This window comes from Pseudomonas avellanae BPIC 631, assembly GCF_000444135.1.
Lineage (GTDB): Bacteria > Pseudomonadota > Gammaproteobacteria > Pseudomonadales > Pseudomonadaceae > Aquipseudomonas > Aquipseudomonas avellanae.
In genome coordinates, this window is sequence record NZ_ATDK01000254.1 from 28,687 (window position 1) to 48,002 (window position 19,316).

At 56.1% G+C, this 19,316-nt stretch carries 13 protein-coding genes; 10 read left to right on the forward strand and 3 right to left on the reverse strand.

Annotation, left to right across the window (positions count from 1 at the left end):
- The first annotated feature begins 22 nt into the window (after window positions 1–22).
- The 3 genes from DW49_RS0114570 (at window position 23) to DW49_RS0114580 (ending at window position 4,180) form a co-directional block, all read left to right on the forward strand.
- On the forward strand, window positions 23–1,294 hold the full coding sequence (locus DW49_RS0114570; RefSeq protein WP_005614132.1) for a YeaH/YhbH family protein: 1,272 nt from the start codon (window positions 23–25) through the stop codon (window positions 1,292–1,294).
- Window positions 1,291–2,853, forward strand: coding sequence for a SpoVR family protein (locus DW49_RS0114575; RefSeq protein ID WP_003377278.1), 1,563 nt, complete (start codon window positions 1,291–1,293; stop codon window positions 2,851–2,853). Before DW49_RS0114570 ends, DW49_RS0114575 begins: the two co-directional genes overlap by 4 nt.
- Before the next feature lie 97 nt (window positions 2,854–2,950).
- Window positions 2,951–4,180 (forward strand): multifunctional CCA addition/repair protein, encoded by a 1,230-nt coding sequence (locus tag DW49_RS0114580; RefSeq protein WP_005614131.1) that lies wholly within the window; start codon window positions 2,951–2,953, stop codon window positions 4,178–4,180.
- A gap of 96 nt (window positions 4,181–4,276) precedes the next feature.
- On the opposite strand, the gene folK is transcribed toward DW49_RS0114580, so the two are convergent.
- Both folK and folB read right to left on the reverse strand, forming a co-directional pair.
- Window positions 4,277–4,801, reverse strand: a complete 525-nt coding sequence (gene folK, locus DW49_RS0114585) for a 2-amino-4-hydroxy-6-hydroxymethyldihydropteridine diphosphokinase (protein ID WP_005614130.1) — start codon at window positions 4,799–4,801, stop codon at window positions 4,277–4,279.
- Window positions 4,792–5,145 (reverse strand): dihydroneopterin aldolase, encoded by a 354-nt coding sequence (gene folB, locus DW49_RS0114590; protein ID WP_003377271.1) that lies wholly within the window; start codon window positions 5,143–5,145, stop codon window positions 4,792–4,794. The genes folK and folB overlap by 10 nt, the downstream gene beginning before the upstream one ends.
- A gap of 74 nt (window positions 5,146–5,219) precedes the next feature.
- Here folB and plsY point away from each other — a divergent pair, with 74 nt between their 5' ends.
- Window positions 5,220–5,789, forward strand: a complete 570-nt coding sequence (gene plsY / locus DW49_RS0114595; protein ID WP_005614129.1) for a glycerol-3-phosphate 1-O-acyltransferase PlsY — start codon at window positions 5,220–5,222, stop codon at window positions 5,787–5,789.
- A 52-nt stretch (window positions 5,790–5,841) separates the two neighbouring features.
- Here plsY and tsaD read toward each other — a convergent pair whose 3' ends face one another.
- Window positions 5,842–6,867 carry a tRNA (adenosine(37)-N6)-threonylcarbamoyltransferase complex transferase subunit TsaD gene (gene tsaD / locus DW49_RS0114600; protein WP_005614128.1) on the reverse strand — a complete coding sequence of 342 codons (1,026 nt, stop codon included), beginning with the start codon at window positions 6,865–6,867 and terminating at the stop codon, window positions 5,842–5,844.
- A gap of 197 nt (window positions 6,868–7,064) precedes the next feature.
- Here tsaD and rpsU point away from each other — a divergent pair, with 197 nt between their 5' ends.
- From rpsU to DW49_RS0114635, 6 genes are all read left to right on the forward strand, one after another.
- A complete protein-coding gene (gene rpsU / locus DW49_RS0114605; protein ID WP_002551877.1) occupies window positions 7,065–7,280 on the forward strand; it encodes a 30S ribosomal protein S21 in 216 nt (71 codons plus the stop codon).
- 467 nt (window positions 7,281–7,747) lie between these two features.
- The gene (dnaG, locus tag DW49_RS0114615) at window positions 7,748–9,703 is read left to right on the forward strand and encodes a DNA primase (protein ID WP_005614113.1); all 1,956 of its coding nucleotides are present in this window, start codon (window positions 7,748–7,750) and stop codon (window positions 9,701–9,703) included.
- 67 nt (window positions 9,704–9,770) lie between these two features.
- Window positions 9,771–11,621, forward strand: a complete 1,851-nt coding sequence (gene rpoD / locus DW49_RS0114620; RefSeq protein WP_005614111.1) for an RNA polymerase sigma factor RpoD — start codon at window positions 9,771–9,773, stop codon at window positions 11,619–11,621.
- Between the two features lie 269 nt (window positions 11,622–11,890).
- Window positions 11,891–14,368: a sensor domain-containing protein gene (locus tag DW49_RS0114625; RefSeq protein WP_005614108.1), complete on the forward strand. Its 2,478-nt coding sequence runs from the start codon at window positions 11,891–11,893 to the stop codon at window positions 14,366–14,368.
- A 1,423-nt stretch (window positions 14,369–15,791) separates the two neighbouring features.
- On the forward strand, window positions 15,792–17,207 hold the full coding sequence (locus tag DW49_RS0114630) for a tyrosine-type recombinase/integrase (RefSeq protein ID WP_005614106.1): 1,416 nt from the start codon (window positions 15,792–15,794) through the stop codon (window positions 17,205–17,207).
- On the forward strand, window positions 17,200–19,269 hold the full coding sequence (locus DW49_RS0114635; protein WP_024421301.1) for a hypothetical protein: 2,070 nt from the start codon (window positions 17,200–17,202) through the stop codon (window positions 19,267–19,269). The genes DW49_RS0114630 and DW49_RS0114635 overlap by 8 nt, the downstream gene beginning before the upstream one ends.
- Window positions 19,270–19,316 lie beyond the last annotated feature (47 nt).

Sequence of the window (19,316 nt, forward strand, 5' to 3'; positions counted from 1 at the left end):
TTGAAGCTCCCCGGAGGGGCCTATGAGTTATGTGATCGACCGACGTCTCAACGGCAAGAACAAGAGCACGGTAAACCGGCAGCGGTTTCTGCGGCGCTACCGTGACCACATCAAGAAGGCAGTGGAGGAAGCCGTCAGCCGGCGCTCCATTACCGACATGGAGCACGGGGAACAGATCAGCATTCCCGGACGCGACATCGACGAGCCGGTGTTGCACCATGGCCGTGGCGGCAAGCAGACGGTGGTTCACCCCGGCAACAAGGAATTCACGCCTGGCGAGCACATTGCCCGTCCTCAAGGCGGTGCGGGCGGTAAAGGGCCTGGCAAGGCGGGCAATTCCGGCGAGGGCATGGACGAGTTCTCGTTTCAGATCACTCAGGAAGAGTTTCTCGAGTTCATGTTCGAAGACCTCGAACTGCCGAATCTGGTCAAACGCAACCTGACAGGTACGGACACCTTCAAAACCGTGCGCGCCGGCATCAGCAACGAAGGTAATCCTTCGCGCATCAACATTATCCGCACCTTGCGCTCCGCCCATGCGCGGCGCATTGCCTTGTCGGGCAGCAGCCGCGCGAAACTCAGGGAAGCGACCGGTGAGCTTGAGCGCATGAAGCGCGAAGAACCCGACAACTTTGGCGACATTCAGGAGCTGGAAGTCGAGATCGACAGGCTCAAAGCACGTATTCGTCGTGTGCCCTACCTCGATACGTTCGACCTCAAGTACAACCTGCTGGTCAAACAGCCCAACCCCAGCTCCAAGGCGGTGATGTTCTGCCTGATGGACGTTTCCGGCTCCATGACCCAGGCAACCAAGGACATCGCCAAGCGTTTCTTCATCCTGTTGTACCTGTTCCTCAAGCGTAACTACGACAAGATCGACGTCGTGTTCATTCGCCACCACACCAGCGCCCGCGAAGTGGACGAAGAAGAGTTCTTTTATTCACGTGAAACCGGCGGCACCATCGTTTCCAGCGCCTTGAAACTGATGCAGGAAATCATGGCTGCGCGCTACCCCAGCAGCGACTGGAACATCTACGCGGCCCAGGCCTCGGACGGTGACAACTGGAATGATGACTCGCCTATCTGCCGGGAAATCCTCACCAAACAAATCATGCCTTTCGTGCAGTACTACACGTACGTGGAAATCACGCCGCGTGAACATCAGGCTCTGTGGTACGAATACGAGCGCATCGGTGATGACTTCGCCGACACGTTCGCCCAGCAGCAGCTGGTCTCTGCCGGTGATATCTATCCGGTATTCCGCAAACTCTTCCAGCGAAGGTTAGTGTCATGACCGCCAGAGAGCAGAAGCGCCAACCCCTTTCCACGGGTTCAGAGTGGACGTTTGAACTGATCCGGGCCTACGACCGCGAAATCGGCAGAATTGCCGAGCGGTACGCTCTGGATACGTACCCCAACCAGATCGAAGTGATCACCGCCGAGCAGATGATGGACGCCTACGCCTCGGTGGGCATGCCACTGGGCTACCACCATTGGTCCTACGGCAAGCACTTCCTCAGCACCGAAAAATCCTACTCGCGAGGTCAGATGGGCCTGGCCTACGAGATCGTCATCAACTCGGACCCTTGCATCGCCTACCTGATGGAAGAAAACACCATCTGCATGCAGGCGCTGGTTGTCGCCCATGCGTGCTATGGGCACAACAGCTTCTTCAAGGGCAACTACCTGTTCCGCACCTGGACCGACGCCAGCTCGATCATCGATTACCTGGTGTTCGCCAAGCAGTACATCATGCAGTGCGAGGAACGCCACGGCATCGATGCCGTGGAAGACTTGCTCGATTCCTGCCATGCGCTGATGAACTATGGCGTGGATCGCTACAAGCGCCCGTATCCGATCTCTGCCGAAGAAGAGCGGCGCAGGCAGAAAGATCGCGAGGAACACCTGCAGCGGCAGATCAACGACCTTTGGCGCACGATTCCGAAGAATGCCGATAAAAGCAGCAAGGAGGACAACGCGCGCTTCCCCGCTGAACCGCAGGAAAACATCCTCTATTTCATCGAAAAACACGCGCCGTTACTGGAACCCTGGCAGCGCGAAGTGGTGCGAATCGTACGCAAGATCGCCCAGTACTTTTATCCACAGCGCCAGACTCAGGTGATGAACGAAGGCTGGGCGACGTTCTGGCACTACACGCTGATGAACGACCTGTATGACGAAGGCCTGGTCACCGACGGCTTCATGATGGAGTTCCTGCAGTCGCACACCAGCGTTATCTATCAGCCTGGCTTCGACAGCCCGTATTACAGCGGCATCAACCCCTACACGCTTGGCTTCGCGATGTATCAGGACATCAGAAGGATGTGCGAACGCCCGACTGATGAGGACCGCCAGTGGTTTCCGGAAATCGCCGGGACCGACTGGCTGACTGCGGTCAAGTTTGCGATGAGCAGCTTCAAGGATGAGAGCTTCATCCTCCAGTACCTGTCGCCCAAGGTCATTCGTGATCTCAAACTGTTCAGCATCATGGACGACGACCAGAAAGAAGACCTGCTGGTACCTGCCATTCATGATGAGAACGGCTACCGGACCATTCGGGAAATTCTGGCTGCGCAGTACAACCTCGGCAATCGGGAGCCCAACGTACAGATCTACAGCATCGACCGCCGTGGGGATCGCTCGCTGACCCTGCGCCACCAACAGCACAACCGCAAACCGCTGGGCGACTCGACCGACGAGGTGCTCAAGCACCTGCACAGGTTGTGGGGTTTTGATATTCATCTGGAAACCTTGCAGGGCGACCAGTTGATCAAGACCCATCACGTCCCTCCCAAAGGCGAGCATGCCGATGGGGAATATCCCCGGCTTGATATGGCGGTCGTCCACCTTTAAGCCCTAGGGGCAAGCGGACCTGAAAGGATGTTCATGCAGTTTTAGCCTCCGCAAGCGCGACGCAAGGTTTATCCTGTCGCGCTTACGGAGGTTTTTTATGCAGATTTATAAAGTTGGTGGCGCTGTACGCGACCGCCTGCTGGGTCAACCTGTCACTGATATCGATTGGGTGGTGGTCGGTGCAAGTACCGAGGACATGCTGGTCAAGGGCTATCGCCCGGTCGGCACAGACTTCCCGGTGTTCCTGCACCCGCTGACCAACGAGGAATACGCGCTGGCGCGCACCGAGCGCAAGAGTGGCGTGGGCTACGGAGGCTTTGTGTTTCATGCAAGCCCAGACGTCACACTGGAGCAGGACCTGATTCGCCGCGACCTGACGATCAATGCCATGGCCGAAGACAAGGACGGTAATCTCACCGATCCCTACAACGGCCAGCAGGATCTTGAAGCACGAATATTACGTCACGTTTCGCCCGCTTTCGCCGAAGATCCGCTCAGGGTTTTACGTGTACCCCGGTTCGCCGCGCGCTATGCCAGCCATGGTTTCACCATCGCGCCCGAAACCCTCGAGCTGATGCGCCAGCTCAGCGAATCCGGCGAACTCAAGGCGCTGACGGCCGAGCGAAGCTGGAAGGAAATCTCTCGTGCCCTGATGGAAGACCAGCCGCAGGTGTTCATTCAAGTGCTGCATGACTGTGGCGCCCTGAGTGAGCTGATGCCCGAGGTCGAAGCGCTGTTTGGCGTGCCGCAGCCGGCTGCACACCACCCGGAAATCGACACCGGCGTGCATGTGCTCAGCGTGCTTGAGCAGTCTGCCGTCCACAAATACCCACTGACCGTGCGCTGGGCCTGCCTGCTGCATGATCTGGGCAAGGGCCTGACGCCAGAATCCGAATGGCCCAGGCACATTGCCCACGAACACACCGGCCTGCGCCTGATAAAAGCGGTCAACGAACGTTTTCGGGCGCCAAGAGACTGCCAGGAACTGGCCCTGCTGGTGGGCCAATACCACACGCATGGCCACCGGGCGCTGGAACTGAAACCATCGACCTTGCTGGAGCTGCTGCACAGTTTCGACGTCTACCGCCGACCGCAACGCTTCGAGGAGTTTCTTGCAGCCTGTGAGATGGACGCACGCGGCCGCAATGGCTTCGAGCAACGCAGTTATCCACAGGCCGACTACCTGCGCGGCGCGGCACACGCCGCCCGAACCGTGCCAGTGCAGCCATTGCTGGAACAGGGCCTGAAGGGCAAGGAACTGGGTGACGCGCTGAAGAACGAGCGCTTGAAGGCACTGAAAACCTACAAGGCGGGGCACGCCGCCTGACAGGCTCGCGCACCAATTATGCTTTTGATTCTGGCCGCAGGCCGTGGGAGCGCAGCTCTGGAAGCTCTGCGCTCGAGCTGAAAGGCGAGGATGATCTCAGCTGCGCAGCAAATCCTCAGGTGTCAGTGCCACCCCACGCCACTCAAAAGCAACCGGCCAAAGCTGTTGGTCAATCTGCGCATCCGCCCACAATTTACTGAACGACACGCCCACCCCCGGATGCAGACGTTCAGGGGCGATCAGCGCCAATGGCCGCAAAACGAAGGCATTCTTGAGAATTTCCGCCCTGGGCAAAATCAGCCCGTCGAAGTTGCCGACCTGCTCGCCATACAGCAGCACATCGATGTCCAGCGGCAGACCGACTCGATCAGGCGCGTAGCGGCCATTGTCCGCTTCGATGAATTTCAGGCGGCGGTCCAGCTCTGTCAGCGGCAGGTCGGTCAGCGCCGAGACCACCAGATTGAAAAACGGCCCGCTCTTGATGCCCACCGCATGGCTTTCAAAAACCGGCGAGCAGCTCATGTCCGTCAGAAAGCCATCCAGCGCATCAAGCCCCGCATTCAGGTGCCGCTCGCGCTCGATATTGCTCCCCAGGCCGAGGAAAATCCGCGTCAGCGACATCCGCGCTCGATCTCCACGCCGACACCGGCAGCGGCGGCCACAGCACCCGGCTTGGTCAGTTTCAGATGCAGCCAGGGGATATTGAATTCGCTCATCAGCACTTCGGCAAGACGCTCGGCAAACGTCTCCACCAACTGAAACTGCGCCTGCTCGGCAAACGCCTGAATACGTGTGGAAACGCTGGCATAGTCAAGCGCCTTGCTCAGGTCATCACCCGCCGCGGCAGGCCGATTGTCCCAGGCAAAACTGAGGTCCAGACGCAGGCACTGGCGAATGCCACGCTCCCAGTCATAGGCGCCGATGACCGTATCGACCTCAAGGCCCTCGATGAAAACTCTGTCCAAGCACTACTCTCCACTGCACGACAAGGGCGCGATGCGCCGTTAGAATCAGGGCATCCTCGCCCGGAATGGTTAGCATGTTTTGGTTACTGGCGACTTTCGCCTACCTGCTCGGCTCGCTGTCCTTCGCCATCCTGCTCAGTCGCCTGAGCGGCAGCCCGGACCCGCGCGCCAGTGGTTCGGGCAATGCCGGTGCGACCAACATGTTGCGTCTGGCCGGAAAGAAACTGGCCGTCCTGACCCTGCTCGGCGACCTCTGCAAAGGCCTTATTCCGGTAGTGCTTGCCGGCGCCTGGGGCCTTGACCCATCGCAACAAGGCTGGATCGGCGTCTGCGCAGTGCTGGGCCATCTGTTTCCGCTGTACTTTCGCTTCCGTGGCGGCAAAGGTGTCGCGACCGCCGCCGGCGTGCTGCTGGGGCTTTACCCGCCCGCAGCGGCCCTGGCGATAGCGGCCTGGCTGCTGACACTCTACCTGACCCGCACCAGCTCGCTCGCCGCCCTGATCGCCACACCCCTGACGCTGCCATTACTGGCCTGGCAGGAACCGCACGCCTTGTTGCCGATGAGCGTGCTGACCCTGCTCATCGTCTGGCGCCATCGCGGCAATCTACGCGACCTGCTGGCCGGGCGCGAACGGCATTTCTGATACACAACCTGAAATCCGCTCAACAGCAGCACAGCCCACACCGCCCCGATAACTAGAGCCCCGACAACTGCTCCATGGGCCAGCGCGCCTGCACGCTGATGCTCAAATCTTCTTTCTGCCCGGCCTGCAAACGCTGGCAACCGGCAAAGGCGATCATCGCGCCGTTGTCAGTACAGAATTCCGGCCGCGCGTAGTAAACGTGCCCGCGCAGCTCTCCGAGCATGCTTTCCAGTGACACCCGCAGCGCCTTGTTGGCGCTGACACCGCCTGCGATGACCAGACTCTTGAGCCCGGTCTGCTTGAGCGCGCGCTTGCACTTGATGGTCAAAGTCTCCACTACCGCCTGCTGGAAGGCCAGAGCGATGTCGCAGCGGGTTTGCTCACTGTCGTCCCCGGCACTCTGGCACTGCTGCCAGGTGTTGAGCGCCGAGGTCTTCAAGCCGCTGAAACTGAACGCCAACCCGGGGCGATCGGTCATCGGCCGAGGAAAGACAAAACGCCCCGGCACGCCCTGCAGGGCCGCTTTCGAGATCTCCGGGCCGCCCGGATACTGCATACCCATCATCTTGGCGGTCTTGTCGAACGCCTCGCCTGCGGCATCATCCAGCGTCTCGCCCAGCAGCTCGTACTGACCAATGCCATCGACGCGCACCAGTTGCGTGTGCCCACCGGATACCAACAAAGCGACGAACGGGAACTGCGGCGGGTTTTCTTCCAGCATCGGGGCCAGCAAATGGCCTTCCATGTGGTGAACACCCAGCGCCGGAATATCCCAGGCAAACGCCAGCGCCTGCGCACACGACGCCCCGACCAGCAACGCACCCACAAGGCCCGGCCCTGCGGTGTAGGCGATGGCGTCGATGTCAGTTGCGACGCAGTCGGCTTCGGCCAGCGTCTGGCGGATCAGGGGCAGCATGCGCTTGACGTGATCACGCGAAGCCAGCTCCGGCACCACACCGCCATACGCGCGGTGCAGGTCGATCTGACTGAATAAAGCGTCCGCCAGCAAACCGCGTTCGCTGTCGTACAACGCGACGCCGGTTTCGTCGCAGGAGGTTTCTAATCCCAGTACTAGCATGGGGTTGCGCCTTGTAGGGGGCAGATTTGAAGGCGCGCATAATAGTCGTCGACCGAGGTGCCGACCAGCGGTTTTCGATCAGAGGCTTTGCATTCCTCTCAATGAGGGGTTAACATCCGCAACCCTTAAAAACCGACGTACTTTGTGCAGTGTTTGTACAGAGCGTTGACCCCGGTAATGAATGAAGGTAGCTCTGGATGCCAGCCGTCAAAGTTAAAGAGAACGAACCCTTCGACGTAGCTCTGCGTCGTTTCAAGCGCTCCTGCGAAAAAGCCGGTGTTCTGGCTGAAGTTCGTAGCCGCGAATTTTACGAGAAGCCGACTTCGGAGCGTAAGCGCAAGGCAGCAGCTGCTGTCAAACGCCACGCCAAGAAAGTCCAGCGCGAACAGCGCCGCGCCGTTCGTCTGTATTAATTTACAGACCTTCGTCGCAAGCTTCTGCCTTGCCCGGCCACACAGCCGGGCTGTCGGCAGTTACAGCTTTGCTGTTTTGCGTTAGCTAGATTGATTGACCTGTCCAAGCCGCAGATGCGACTCAGACAACCAGTCAAGCACGTCCCGCCTGTTTACAGGCAGCGTCTGCCATGCCCACTCGGGCAGCAATTGGTTGATGACAAGACGAGTATGCCTTGATGACTTCGCAAGAAGCTCAGCCAAGGCAGCGTCTCTCGCCCTATTCGAATGAGTATCGTCAACGCCCACGGCCTGATGATCGATTCGCAAAAACCATGCACCCGCTTTTTCAGCTTTCAGCACCGACCTTCGGATGCAAAGACGTGCCCGCTTATTGCTGTCGTCATACCAAAAGACGGCTGACAGGCTGACGGAACGCTCGTAGAGTCACTCGATATTTTCGCGACACGCTTGATGATGAGAACGCCATGGCCGGGCTGATCCCCCAGAGCTTTATCGACGACCTTCTGAACCGCACCGACATTGTCGATGTCGTCAGCTCGCGCGTGCAGCTCAAGAAAGCCGGCAAAAATTACAGCGCGTGCTGCCCGTTCCACAAAGAGAAAACACCCTCTTTCAGCGTCAGCCCGGACAAACAGTTCTATTACTGCTTTGGCTGCGGCGCAGGCGGCAACGCGCTGGGTTTCATCATGGACCACGACAACCTGGATTTCCCCCAGGCCGTCGAGGACCTTGCCAAAGCCGCCGGCATGGAAGTGCCTCGCGAGCAAGGCGTCAAGGGCCAGAAGCCGCGTCAGCCGACCGACTCACCGCTTTACCCGCTGCTGAACGCCGCCTCCGAGTTTTACCGCCAGGCCCTGAAAAGCCATCCGTCGCGCAAAGCCGCAGTGGATTACCTCAAGGGCCGCGGCCTGTCCGGTGAAATCGCCCGGGACTTCGGCCTGGGCTTTGCGCCACCCGGCTGGGACAACCTGTACAAGCACCTGAGCAGCGACTCGCTACAGCAAAAGGTCATGATCGATGCCGGCCTGCTGATCGAAAACGCTGAAACCGGCAAGCGCTACGACCGCTTCCGTGACCGGGTGATGTTTCCGATCCGTGACTCGCGCGGGCGCATCATCGCCTTCGGCGGTCGCGTATTGGGTGACGACAAGCCCAAGTACCTGAACTCGCCGGAAACGCCGGTTTTCCACAAGGGTCAGGAGCTGTACGGGCTGTTCGAAGCGCGCAAATTCAATCGCAACCTCGATGAAATCATCGTCGTTGAAGGCTACATGGACGTCATCGCCCTGGCCCAGCAAGGCTTGCGCAATGCCGTGGCCACGCTGGGTACGGCCACCAGCGAAGAACACTTGAAACGCTTGTTCAGGGTCGTGCCGAACGTGTTGTTCTGCTTCGACGGCGATCAGGCCGGACGCAACGCCGCATGGCGAGCGCTGGAGGCCGCGCTGCCAAACCTGCAGGACGGAAGGCGGGCGCTCTTCCTGTTTCTGCCCGAAGGTGAAGACCCGGACACACTGGTGCGCTCGGAAGGCACCGACGCCTTCAAGGCGCGCATCAATCAGCACGCCCAGCCGCTGGCCGATTATTTTTTCGAGCAACTGACCAAAGAATCCGACCCGCGCTCGCTGGAAGGCAAAGCGCACATGGCCACCCTTGCCGCGCCACTGATCGACAAAGTGCCCGGCGCGAACCTGCGGATTCTGATGCGTCAGCGCCTCAGTGAAATTACCGGGCTCACCGGCGAGGCCGTCAGCCAACTGGTGCAGAGCGCACCCGCGGACGCGCCGCCGAGCTACGACCCGTATGTCGATTACGACGCCATGCCCGACTTCGCCGATTACCAGCCACAAGGCGGGTACGAGGCGCAGCAGGAATGGACGCCAAAGAAAGCCGGCGGTCCGAATCAGAAAAAATGGGACAACACGTTCTCGGGCAAAAAAGGCAAGCGGCAGGATTTCAGACAGCGCGCGCCGCGCATACCGACCGCCGTCGAGCCTCCGATGCAGACTGCACTGAGAACACTGCTGCACCACCCGGAACTGGCCGAAAAGGTCGAAAATGCAAGCAACTTCGCGGCAGAAGACCACCCCAACGCTCAATTATTGATCGCGTTGATTGAAGCCAGGCAAAAGAATCCCAAACTGCGGTCGTTACAGTTGATAGCACGCTGGCACGGGACCGAACAGGGCAATTTGCTGCGAGCCTTGGCCGAAAAGGAATGGCTGATTGAGGCCGACAACCTTGAACAACAGTTTTTCGACACTATAACTAAGCTATCGGCAGGCCAAAGCTTGCGAAAAATTGATGAGCTGGTCAGAAAAAGCAGTGAAACCGGCCTGACGGCCGAAGAGAAAGCGCAGTTGGTAAAGCTGCACAGCCTTAATCATTCTGCACAAAACCCGACCTCAACTGGCGCGTGAGGTCATAGCTCGGGTATAATCCTCGGCTTGTTTTTTGCCCGCCAAGACCTTCAGTGGATAGGGTGTTATGTCCGGAAAAGCGCAACAGCAGTCTCGTATCAAAGAGTTGATCACCCTGGGTCGTGAGCAGAAGTATCTGACTTACGCAGAGGTCAACGACCACCTGCCCGAGGATATTTCAGATCCCGAGCAGGTGGAAGACATCATCCGCATGATCAACGACATGGGGATCCCGGTACACGAGAGTGCTCCGGATGCGGACGCCTTGATGCTGGCCGACGCCGATACCGACGAGGCAGCCGCAGAAGAAGCGGCTGCAGCGTTGGCAGCGGTCGAGACCGATATCGGGCGTACCACCGATCCCGTTCGTATGTACATGCGTGAAATGGGCACCGTTGAACTTCTGACCCGTGAAGGCGAAATCGAAATCGCCAAACGTATCGAAGAAGGCATCCGTGAAGTGATGGGCGCAATTGCGCACTTCCCAGGCACGGTTGACCATATTCTCTCCGAATACACACGTGTCACCAGCGAAGGCGGTCGTCTCTCCGACGTTCTCAGCGGCTATATCGACCCGGACGACGGCATCGCGCCGCCTGCCGAAGTCCCTCCGCCCGTCGATCCCAAAGCCGTCAAGGCCGAAGGTGCTGACGATGATGAGGAAGAGTCAGCAGACTCGAGCGACGAAGAAGACGAAGTCGAAAGCGGTCCGGATCCGGTCATCGCCCAGCAGCGTTTCGGCGCGGTTTCCGATCAAATGGAAATCACCCGCAAGGCGCTGAAGAAGTTCGGTCGCGACGACAAGCACGCCATCGCTGAACTGGTTGCCCTTGCCGAATTGTTCATGCCGATCAAACTGGTTCCAAAGCAGTTTGAAGGTCTGGTCGAGCGCGTCCGTGGTGCCCTCGAGCGTCTTCGTGCTCAGGAACGCGCCATCATGCAGTTGTGCGTACGTGATGCACGTATGCCGCGCGCCGACTTCCTGCGCCAGTTCCCCGGCCACGAAGTTGACGAAAGCTGGACCGATGGGCTCGCCAAAGGCAAAGGCAAATACGCCGAAGCCATTGGTCGCCTGCAGCCTGACATCCAGCGTTGCCAGCAGAAGCTGTCTGCACTGGAAGAAGAGACCGGCCTGAAAATCGCCGAGATCAAGGACATCAACCGTCGCATGTCGATCGGTGAGGCCAAGGCCCGCCGCGCGAAGAAAGAGATGGTTGAAGCCAACTTGCGTCTGGTGATCTCCATCGCCAAGAAGTACACCAACCGTGGCCTGCAATTCCTCGATCTGATCCAGGAAGGCAACATCGGCTTGATGAAGGCTGTGGACAAGTTCGAATACCGTCGTGGCTACAAGTTCTCGACGTATGCGACCTGGTGGATCCGTCAGGCGATCACTCGCTCGATTGCCGACCAGGCCCGCACCATTCGTATTCCGGTGCACATGATCGAGACGATCAACAAGCTCAACCGTATTTCCCGGCAGATGTTGCAGGAAATGGGTCGCGAACCGACCCCGGAAGAGCTGGGCGAGCGCATGGAAATGCCTGAGGATAAAATCCGCAAGGTATTGAAGATCGCCAAAGAGCCGATCTCCATGGAAACCCCGATCGGTGACGACGAAGATTCGCACCTGGGTGACTTCATCGAAGACTCGACCATGCAGTCGCCAATCGATGTCGCCACTGTTGAAAGCCTGAAAGAAGCGACACGCGAAGTGCTGTCGGGCCTCACCGCCCGTGAAGCCAAGGTTCTGCGCATGCGTTTCGGTATCGACATGAATACCGACCACACGCTTGAAGAAGTCGGTAAACAGTTTGACGTAACCCGCGAGCGGATTCGTCAGATCGAAGCCAAGGCACTTCGCAAGCTGCGTCACCCGACAAGAAGCGAGCACTTGCGCTCGTTCCTCGACGAGTAATCGCACCCGCGAGTCAACAAAACCCCCGGCCTGCCGGGGGTTTTGCGTTTCCGGCCCGGCAAAACCGAGACCTGCACCGAAAACGTGAAGCAGATCAAGTTACAAACTTTCAGACATTGGTCTGGTTGCGGCCACCCGCTAATTGACCTACACCTATGTATCACCCCCGGACACACGTTGTCGGGGCAAACCTTGGCTCGGCATGTGTTACCAAGGTCATATCAGCAGCAGCGGTCAAACACGGACGTGAGCCACTTATGACTGGATTAATGATCGATATCAGCGACCGGGAAGCGTTGCGACTGTCAGATGGCCGGTTCGCCTCGGTCTTCGCGCAATGCCCGGACGCCATGATCATAGCCAGCCTTATTGATGGGCACATCATGGATGCCAATCAGGCATTTGTTGAACACACCGGACTCTCCATCGAAGAAGTCATTGGCAAAACACCCACCGAGCTGGACCTATGGGCGGTGCCGGGCATTGGCCCGAAAGTGCTGAAGCAGTTACAAACAGGCAACATCCATAATCTCGAGATCCCCTTCCGCCGCAAGAACGGGCAAACCTTTTCAGGGCTGATGTCCGCCCAGCCTTTCGAGCAAGGTTCTACGCCAGCAGTGCTGGTCATAGTGCGTGACATTACCCGGCTCAAACTGGCACAGCAGCAACTGCAACTTTCAGAGGAGAAATTCGCCAAAGCCTTTCATGCCACGCCTGACGGGCTCGCCATTACTCGCCAACAGGACGGCATGCTTCTGGAGGTCAACGAAGGGTTCTGCCGGATTACGGGATACAGCGAACTGCACTGCCTTGAACATTCCACGTTCGACTTGGGCATCTGGGCTGATTTAAGCGAGCGCTCCAGACTTATCGAGCAGTTGAAGCAGCACGGCGTTGTGCATGGTTTCCGGGCACGACTTCGCAATGTCAACGGCAGCATCCGGGTATGCGAACTGTCTTCGCACCCGCTTCTCATCTCGGGTGACGCGTGCCTGCTGACGATTTCGCGGGACATAACCGAAAGCCAGTTGATGCAGGAAAAACTGCACCTGGCCGCCACCGTCTTCGAGAGCACCGCCGAGGGCGTGCTTATCACCGACACTGACCAACGTATCAGCGCTGTAAACCGCGCGTTCACTGAAATTACCGGCTACAGCGAGAGCGAAGCCATAGGCCAGACACCTCGCCTGCTCGCCTCCGGCCAGCATGACAGCGCGTTCTACGCCTCAATGTGGCATCAACTGACAGCCGAAGGCCACTGGCAAGGCGAGATCAGCAACCGACGCAAGAACGGCGAGCTTTATCCGAGCTGGCTGACCGTCAGCGCCGTACGCAACAAAGAGAACCTTCTGACGCACTTTGTCGCGGTATTCGCAGACATCTCCAGCCTCAAACACGCTCAGGCGCGTCTCGACTACCAGGCCCACCACGACCCGCTGACCGGCCTGCCCAATCGCACCCTGTTCGAGAGCCGCTTGCAGTCCGCCTTGCTGCACAGCGAAGAGTCCGGCAGCCTTGGCGCAGTGCTGTTTCTTGATCTGGATCGCTTCAAGCACATCAACGACAGCCTGGGCCATCCGATCGGCGATTTGCTGCTCAAGGGGATTGCTCACCGCCTCAAGGAAACCCTGCGCGACATCGACACTGTGGCGCGCCTCGGCGGTGACGAGTTCATCGTCCTGCTGCCCGGCCTGCTGCAGCCCAGCGATGCCAAAGCCATCGCCAACAAACTGCTGGCCTGCTTCAGTACGCCGTTTGAAGCCGGCGAGCACGAGCTGTACATAAGCCCCAGCATCGGAAGCTGCGTGTTCCCCACCGACGGCACCGACGTGGCAACGCTGGTCAAAAATGCCGACGCCGCCATGTACCGCTCCAAGGCTCAGGGCCGCAATCGGGTTGAAAGTTACACCCGCGACCTGACCGAGCAGGCCAGCGAGCGCATTGCGCTTGAGCAGGAGCTGAGAAGAGCACTGGACCGCAACCAGTTGAGCCTGGCTTACCAGCCCAAGATCAGCATTCTGACCCACACGCTGGTCGGCGCAGAGGCGCTGATACGCTGGAGCCACACGACCTTTGGCGAAGTGCCGCCTGAACACTTCATCCCCTTGGCAGAAGAAAACGGCATGATCCTGCAGATCGGCGAATGGGTGCTGGAACAGGCCTGCCGCCAAATGGGCGCATGGCGGAAAACCTGCACGCCATTCGGGCCGATGTCAGTCAACCTGGCCGGCGCCCAACTGCGCCAGCCCAATCTGGTCGAGCGCATCGAACATCTGCTCACCGACAACGGCCTGGTGCCTGATTGCCTGCAACTGGAGATCACTGAAAACTTCATCATGAGCCAGACACAGGATGCGCTGGCCGTGCTGCACAAGCTGAAGCAACTCGGCGTACAACTGGCCATCGACGACTTTGGAACGGGCTATTCCTCACTGAGCTACCTCAAGCGCCTGCCACTGGACATCCTCAAGATCGACCAGTCCTTCATCCGCGGCCTGCCCGAAGACACCCACGACGCCGCCATCGTCCGCGCCATCATCGCACTGGGCCGCAGCATGCAACTGACCGTGATCGCCGAAGGCGTCGAGACCCGCGAACAGCAGCAATTCCTCAGCGAAGAAGGCTGCGAACAGATCCAGGGCTACATCATCAGCCTGCCCCTCCAGCCCGATGAATTCAGCGAGAGATTCCTTCTTACGAATCTTTCGGACGTTTCGGATAGCACAGCCGCGAAACCGCCGTTATAATCCGCAGCCTACTGAGGGCCCATAGCTCAGTTGGTTAGAGCAGAGGACTCATAATCCTTTGGTCCACGGTTCTTATGTGGTATGGATCACAGTGTGGTATTTGAACTGTGGATTTGATAGCTTTACGCGGCAAATTCGGGCCTCTAGCTCATGTTGGTTAGAGCAGCGGACTTAACGGCTCAGAACCTCCCCCCTTCGCAGGGCACGGTGATGAGCAAATGGGTTGCCCTGGGATAAGTTGACTCTGTCCCTTGGTAGAATCGCTCAAATTCGGGGAAGCCTCTGCGTCAGCGTGGTAATCCCGAGCCAAGCCTTGAGATTTCAAGGAAGGTGTAGAGACTGTACGGGCGAGCCGAAAGGTAAGAGACAGTCCAGACCACGAACTCGAAAGAGGCAGTGAAAACTGAAGTGGTACGCATAATCCGTTGGTGCCCGGTTCGACTCCGGGGGGGCCCACCAATTCAAAAGCCGCATTCCATGAGTGCGGCTTTTCATTCAAAAATTCCCTTTCTATCCCACGCTCCCTAGGCTAGTGCTCGCTCATCGGTGAACGGCGCCATTAGGGCTGCGGTCAGTTCGCATCATTCTCGTCCGAGGCTGTTTTGGAGCGATCTCTTATCTAGTTGAGGTTCTTGCCTCAACGGCATCCAGGCTCCCGGTTGTCGTCTCTACTCGGCTACGCCACATTTCGCCAAGCCCTCGCGGATAACGGGCGATTTGAGACTCTCACACCGCGATGTTTGCGAAAGCAACAGGAAGAATCTTGCATGGCGTAAATGTTTTAGGCGCGCGATCCTCCCACTGCATTGAAGGGTATGCGCGACGCGAGCTCCCTGATGGGATAGACACCTCATCGCCGATACACTTCTCACAATCCTTCACCTGCCTAGAGTGCCCACGCCCAGGTACGTCCAAGCCCATATAAATACCAGAAACTTTTTCTCCGCTAATAGCAAGCGAAGCTAAGTCCTATCAAAACCACCCTTAATCTAAAAAGAATGATCACTGAGAACCGACTGCAGAGAATAAGATACACCTGCAACTTATTGGAAGGGTCAAGACTTTCGCGCTGCGCTCGAACCTCTATTACTCCTGCAAGGAGACCGATTTCGTATCTGAAAGCCGAGTTAGTTGCGAGCAAAGAAAAAGCCGAATGTGAACTATCCTGCACAATCCAGACGCCATGAGAACTACGGCCCGGCAAGCTCTGGGATCTAAAGGCCGCGTCAATATGAGCGAAGCGTCAAGTTGCAATATACGTTATAATCGATCATACATACGATAAGTATTTGATTTATAACGATATTTCATATCCATACCGTTGATAATAATGAGCGAATTTCACCTGTGATAAATAGTCCTTGAAACTAATTGGCCCATGATTTAGCTTCAATAGAAATTATTCACGTCTGGAACGGTGGAAATGAAAAACTTCATTTTGGTCGAGGCTCCCCTGACGACCGAGGAAAACTATCTTCTGCTTCAGCTCGACCCATACTTGCCGGATGAGTGCAGGGAATTCAAACCGTTTTCCCACTACAGCCTATGGCTAGCACGGAGGGGTTACGCTCCGAACACTGTGAAACTATACGCAGAGCACGTTGGCCGGTTTATTGACTATGTGTACGAAGCAGCACACACCCAATTCCCGGTTGATGTCGAGCTCACGACTGAGACCATCATTTACAGCTACCAGGCTTACCTCCTATTCGGCAAAGGAGCCTCAAACCCCATTGCCAGCACGCTGGCTGAGAGCCTTAGAAAAGAGAAACTCACCAGCCATAACTCCCTCGCACAGACTGTCGAATCATCGATCTACTGGTTCCTCAAAGTGTTAGAGGCCAAGAACAACATTGCTCCCGACCAATTATTCAGCCCGTTCTATCTCAATCGTGCCGAATACCGAAGCCAATTGGAAGTTTCTGCCCACAAGGCCAAATCTTGGCTGGCTGCAGTCATCAGTGACTCACTCAAATCCGTCCTGCCAAAGGAAAAAAAAGGCAGACTATTTCCGCAGGCGAAGCGCAGGGACAGGAAGAACGACAAGCAGGGATTCAAGACTATCGCCTACCCCATTGAGCGATCCGTTGATTTGGTTAAGCAGGCGAAGCCAAGGAGGTCGAAAACTTTTTATCGAGATATGACTTGCTACGCCCTGCTCGCTGCGACCGGTGCTCGTACCAGCGAGGCGCTCCAGATCAGAATGCCCGACATCGATGCTGATACGTTTGCAGTCTTCCTTCGAGACCCATTTGCCAGGAAGACCCCCGGCATTACTGAAAGCGAATATAAGCTTCTCTCATGGAAAGGCCGTGACACGGAGCTGACTTACATGATTGAACCATTCGCCAAGATCTTTTGGGAAAGTTTGGAAAAGTATTTGGCTCTGGAATACAACTCTAGCGTAGACCATGATTTTGTGTTTCAGAATTCTGACGCCAGGCCTTTTTTCGCTAGCGATAGAAGCAGCCGCGACAAAACCTTCAAGAAATACGCCCAGAGAGCAGGTTTGATGGACGTGTCTGGTATCAGTCCCCATTCACTTAGGCATATGTACGGAACGTACACCCTTAACTACATGCCAGTACCGGGCCAGAGCACTCCAGGCTTCCCACTTACATATGTGAAAATTCTCATGGGGCACTCCAGCGTCACCTCTACAATGAAGTATGCCAAACATGACACCGACATTATCGAGGCTTACTTGCAGCACGCAAACCAGTATGTAACTCAGCGGGGGGAGGACTCCCTTAGAACAATCCGCGAAGAGTTTCATGCTCGTCAGTTAGAGCTATTGAGAGACGAAGCACAACGTATCAAAGGAACCACAAATGATTAATCTTACCAAGGACATTATCATCGTTCAATCGGGAGATGACCTGGCGAGATCAATCAAGTCAGCTATCACTAAGGCTAAGGAATGCATCTGCCGAGAGCTTTTCCAAGCTAAGCATGTACCTCCTAGCAAGGTTACAAGCTCGCCTCGCAACGAGTTCTATACCGCGTCTACCATGCGATTGTTCGATGGCCATCTCAGCACGGTAAACGTCCCAGTATACGACGAAACTTGGGTACAGAATGCCTATACATGCTCAAAGAAAACACCCGAGCCTGAAATTGCAAAGGAAGTAATTCCAAAAGCCTCTCATAACTGGCTAACCAAAGCTTCGCTGGAAAGGCTGAGCAGAGACTGTGTGCTAATTCTTCACTTCCTCTGGCAGGAAAAAGCGGTACTTCTCCCGGTGGACATGAAGAAACCTATCGTTGGCAACCCTAGAACTGGGAAAAACCATTTCGAGGTCGCAGCAGCTTATTATCCTGAAGTGCTAGCACTAGTTAGGTTGCCTTTTGTGTCTCACGTTTCTTACACAGGCATACCAGACATTACCCTCGTAATGAACCCCACTGCCGTGAGCAATTTCGAATGGAATGCGTGGAGGATGATTCGCTCCACAGACTGGCACCGGATCGAGGATATCGATCCTGTCGACATTTCGGCCTTGGTGGGTCACTTGGTTTCATCACGAAATGGTGGTGTGAGCTGGTTCAAGTACCCTATCGCCCCTGCCGCATTTTGGGGCTATATACAACGTCTGTATCCTGATCGCTGCAGGCAGGGCGACTTAGAGAGACCAATCAAGAATTCAAGTCATGCAAACAGAAAGGCTCTCATTTCTGGTGAGTTCGCATATCCTCCGGCGCACAAAATGGTGGTTGAAACATGGTTAAAGCACCAGGACAAATTCATCAACCTGCTTAAGACTCGCGGGTTGAAAAAATATGGTGAGTATGCGAAGAGCTTTTCTATCCTCAATACATATTTGTTTAGCGAATTGTACGAATCGACAAAAAAAGCTCCACCAGCTCCGAAGGATTTTACTCGTCGGCATATTGAAGGTGACGGATTCGAGGGCTTAATTTCTTATCTGCATCGGGGGAGGACGAAGGGAACAGTTAAGAACACCCTGTACAGAATAGACGCACTTTTTAATTACTTCGTAGTAAACTCCAACATCGACAACGACCTTAACGGGTTCATAAATCCGATTTCCGACATTGACTACCCGGTAGTCAAAAGGAAAGCCGCATCCACCAAGCCGGCTTTCGGATCTGAACATTTCCCATACCTGCTGCAGTATTGCTATGCGATTGAATCCTTTTCAACATACCTTTCCGACAAAGTTTTTGAAGAGAAAGAAAGCTTGTATGATCCAAAATACAGGGCAGACATCGAAACAAAAAACTGGAACGATGCCCATAGGGTGGTACAAACTGAAAAACATGGCTACGTCCCACTAGTTTTTTATCGCAATCCTAATTTTGACACTTCGCAGCCAAAATCGGTATCAAACTCGCCGATTATGTACGAAGCCCTACGCCTTCTCCCCAGAGTCCTATTTCCACATGTTGAGCGCAATGACGACTGGACTCACTATCCCCAGTTAAACCATATTCGGCACAACATAGTTGCTCTGGAAACAGGCGTCCGAAGCTTACACATTCGTTGGCTGGATAAACGCACATATGATAAGCATATAGATCGGTCAAGGCCGCTGCCCCCACTGTGCAAGTTACATATCAACACAGATAAGGCCAACGGGCCATGGGATGCTACTGTTTCACGAAATGTCATTGAGGTGCTAGATCGGCAGAAAAAGATGATACTGCAAATCGGCGACGCCTCAATGGAAAGTGCCGTATGGTATGACAATCACGAGGACAGCCCATTTGAAAAAGTCGTTAGCATTTTCTCAAAAGGTGGCACCCCTGGAGTACTGGCTGCAGACTCGTATGCGAAATATTTCAGGAGACTCATTTACTCCTTCGACTTGTTCTGCAGATTCCAGCTAGTGTACTGTTTTCGAAATAAGTTACCCATAACCTGCAAGCTAAGCTATTGATAAGATTTGAATTTTCCGTTAGTTGGTGGCTGATTTTTTCGAAAACA

Coding starts and splice junctions, on each gene's coding strand:
- rpsU (WP_002551877.1), top strand. CDS start 7,065: ATGCCAGCCGTCAAAGTTAAAGAGAACGAACCCTTCGACGTAGCTCTG.
- DW49_RS0114575 (WP_003377278.1), top strand. CDS start 1,291: ATGACCGCCAGAGAGCAGAAGCGCCAACCCCTTTCCACGGGTTCAGAG.
- folK (WP_005614130.1), bottom strand. CDS start 4,801: ATGTCGCTGACGCGGATTTTCCTCGGCCTGGGGAGCAATATCGAGCGC.
- plsY (WP_005614129.1), top strand. CDS start 5,220: ATGTTTTGGTTACTGGCGACTTTCGCCTACCTGCTCGGCTCGCTGTCC.
- DW49_RS0114635 (WP_024421301.1), top strand. CDS start 17,200: ATGATTAATCTTACCAAGGACATTATCATCGTTCAATCGGGAGATGAC.
- DW49_RS0114580 (WP_005614131.1), top strand. CDS start 2,951: ATGCAGATTTATAAAGTTGGTGGCGCTGTACGCGACCGCCTGCTGGGT.
- DW49_RS0114625 (WP_005614108.1), top strand. CDS start 11,891: ATGATCGATATCAGCGACCGGGAAGCGTTGCGACTGTCAGATGGCCGG.
- DW49_RS0114570 (WP_005614132.1), top strand. CDS start 23: ATGAGTTATGTGATCGACCGACGTCTCAACGGCAAGAACAAGAGCACG.
- DW49_RS0114630 (WP_005614106.1), top strand. CDS start 15,792: ATGAAAAACTTCATTTTGGTCGAGGCTCCCCTGACGACCGAGGAAAAC.
- dnaG (WP_005614113.1), top strand. CDS start 7,748: ATGGCCGGGCTGATCCCCCAGAGCTTTATCGACGACCTTCTGAACCGC.
- tsaD (WP_005614128.1), bottom strand. CDS start 6,867: ATGCTAGTACTGGGATTAGAAACCTCCTGCGACGAAACCGGCGTCGCG.
- rpoD (WP_005614111.1), top strand. CDS start 9,771: ATGTCCGGAAAAGCGCAACAGCAGTCTCGTATCAAAGAGTTGATCACC.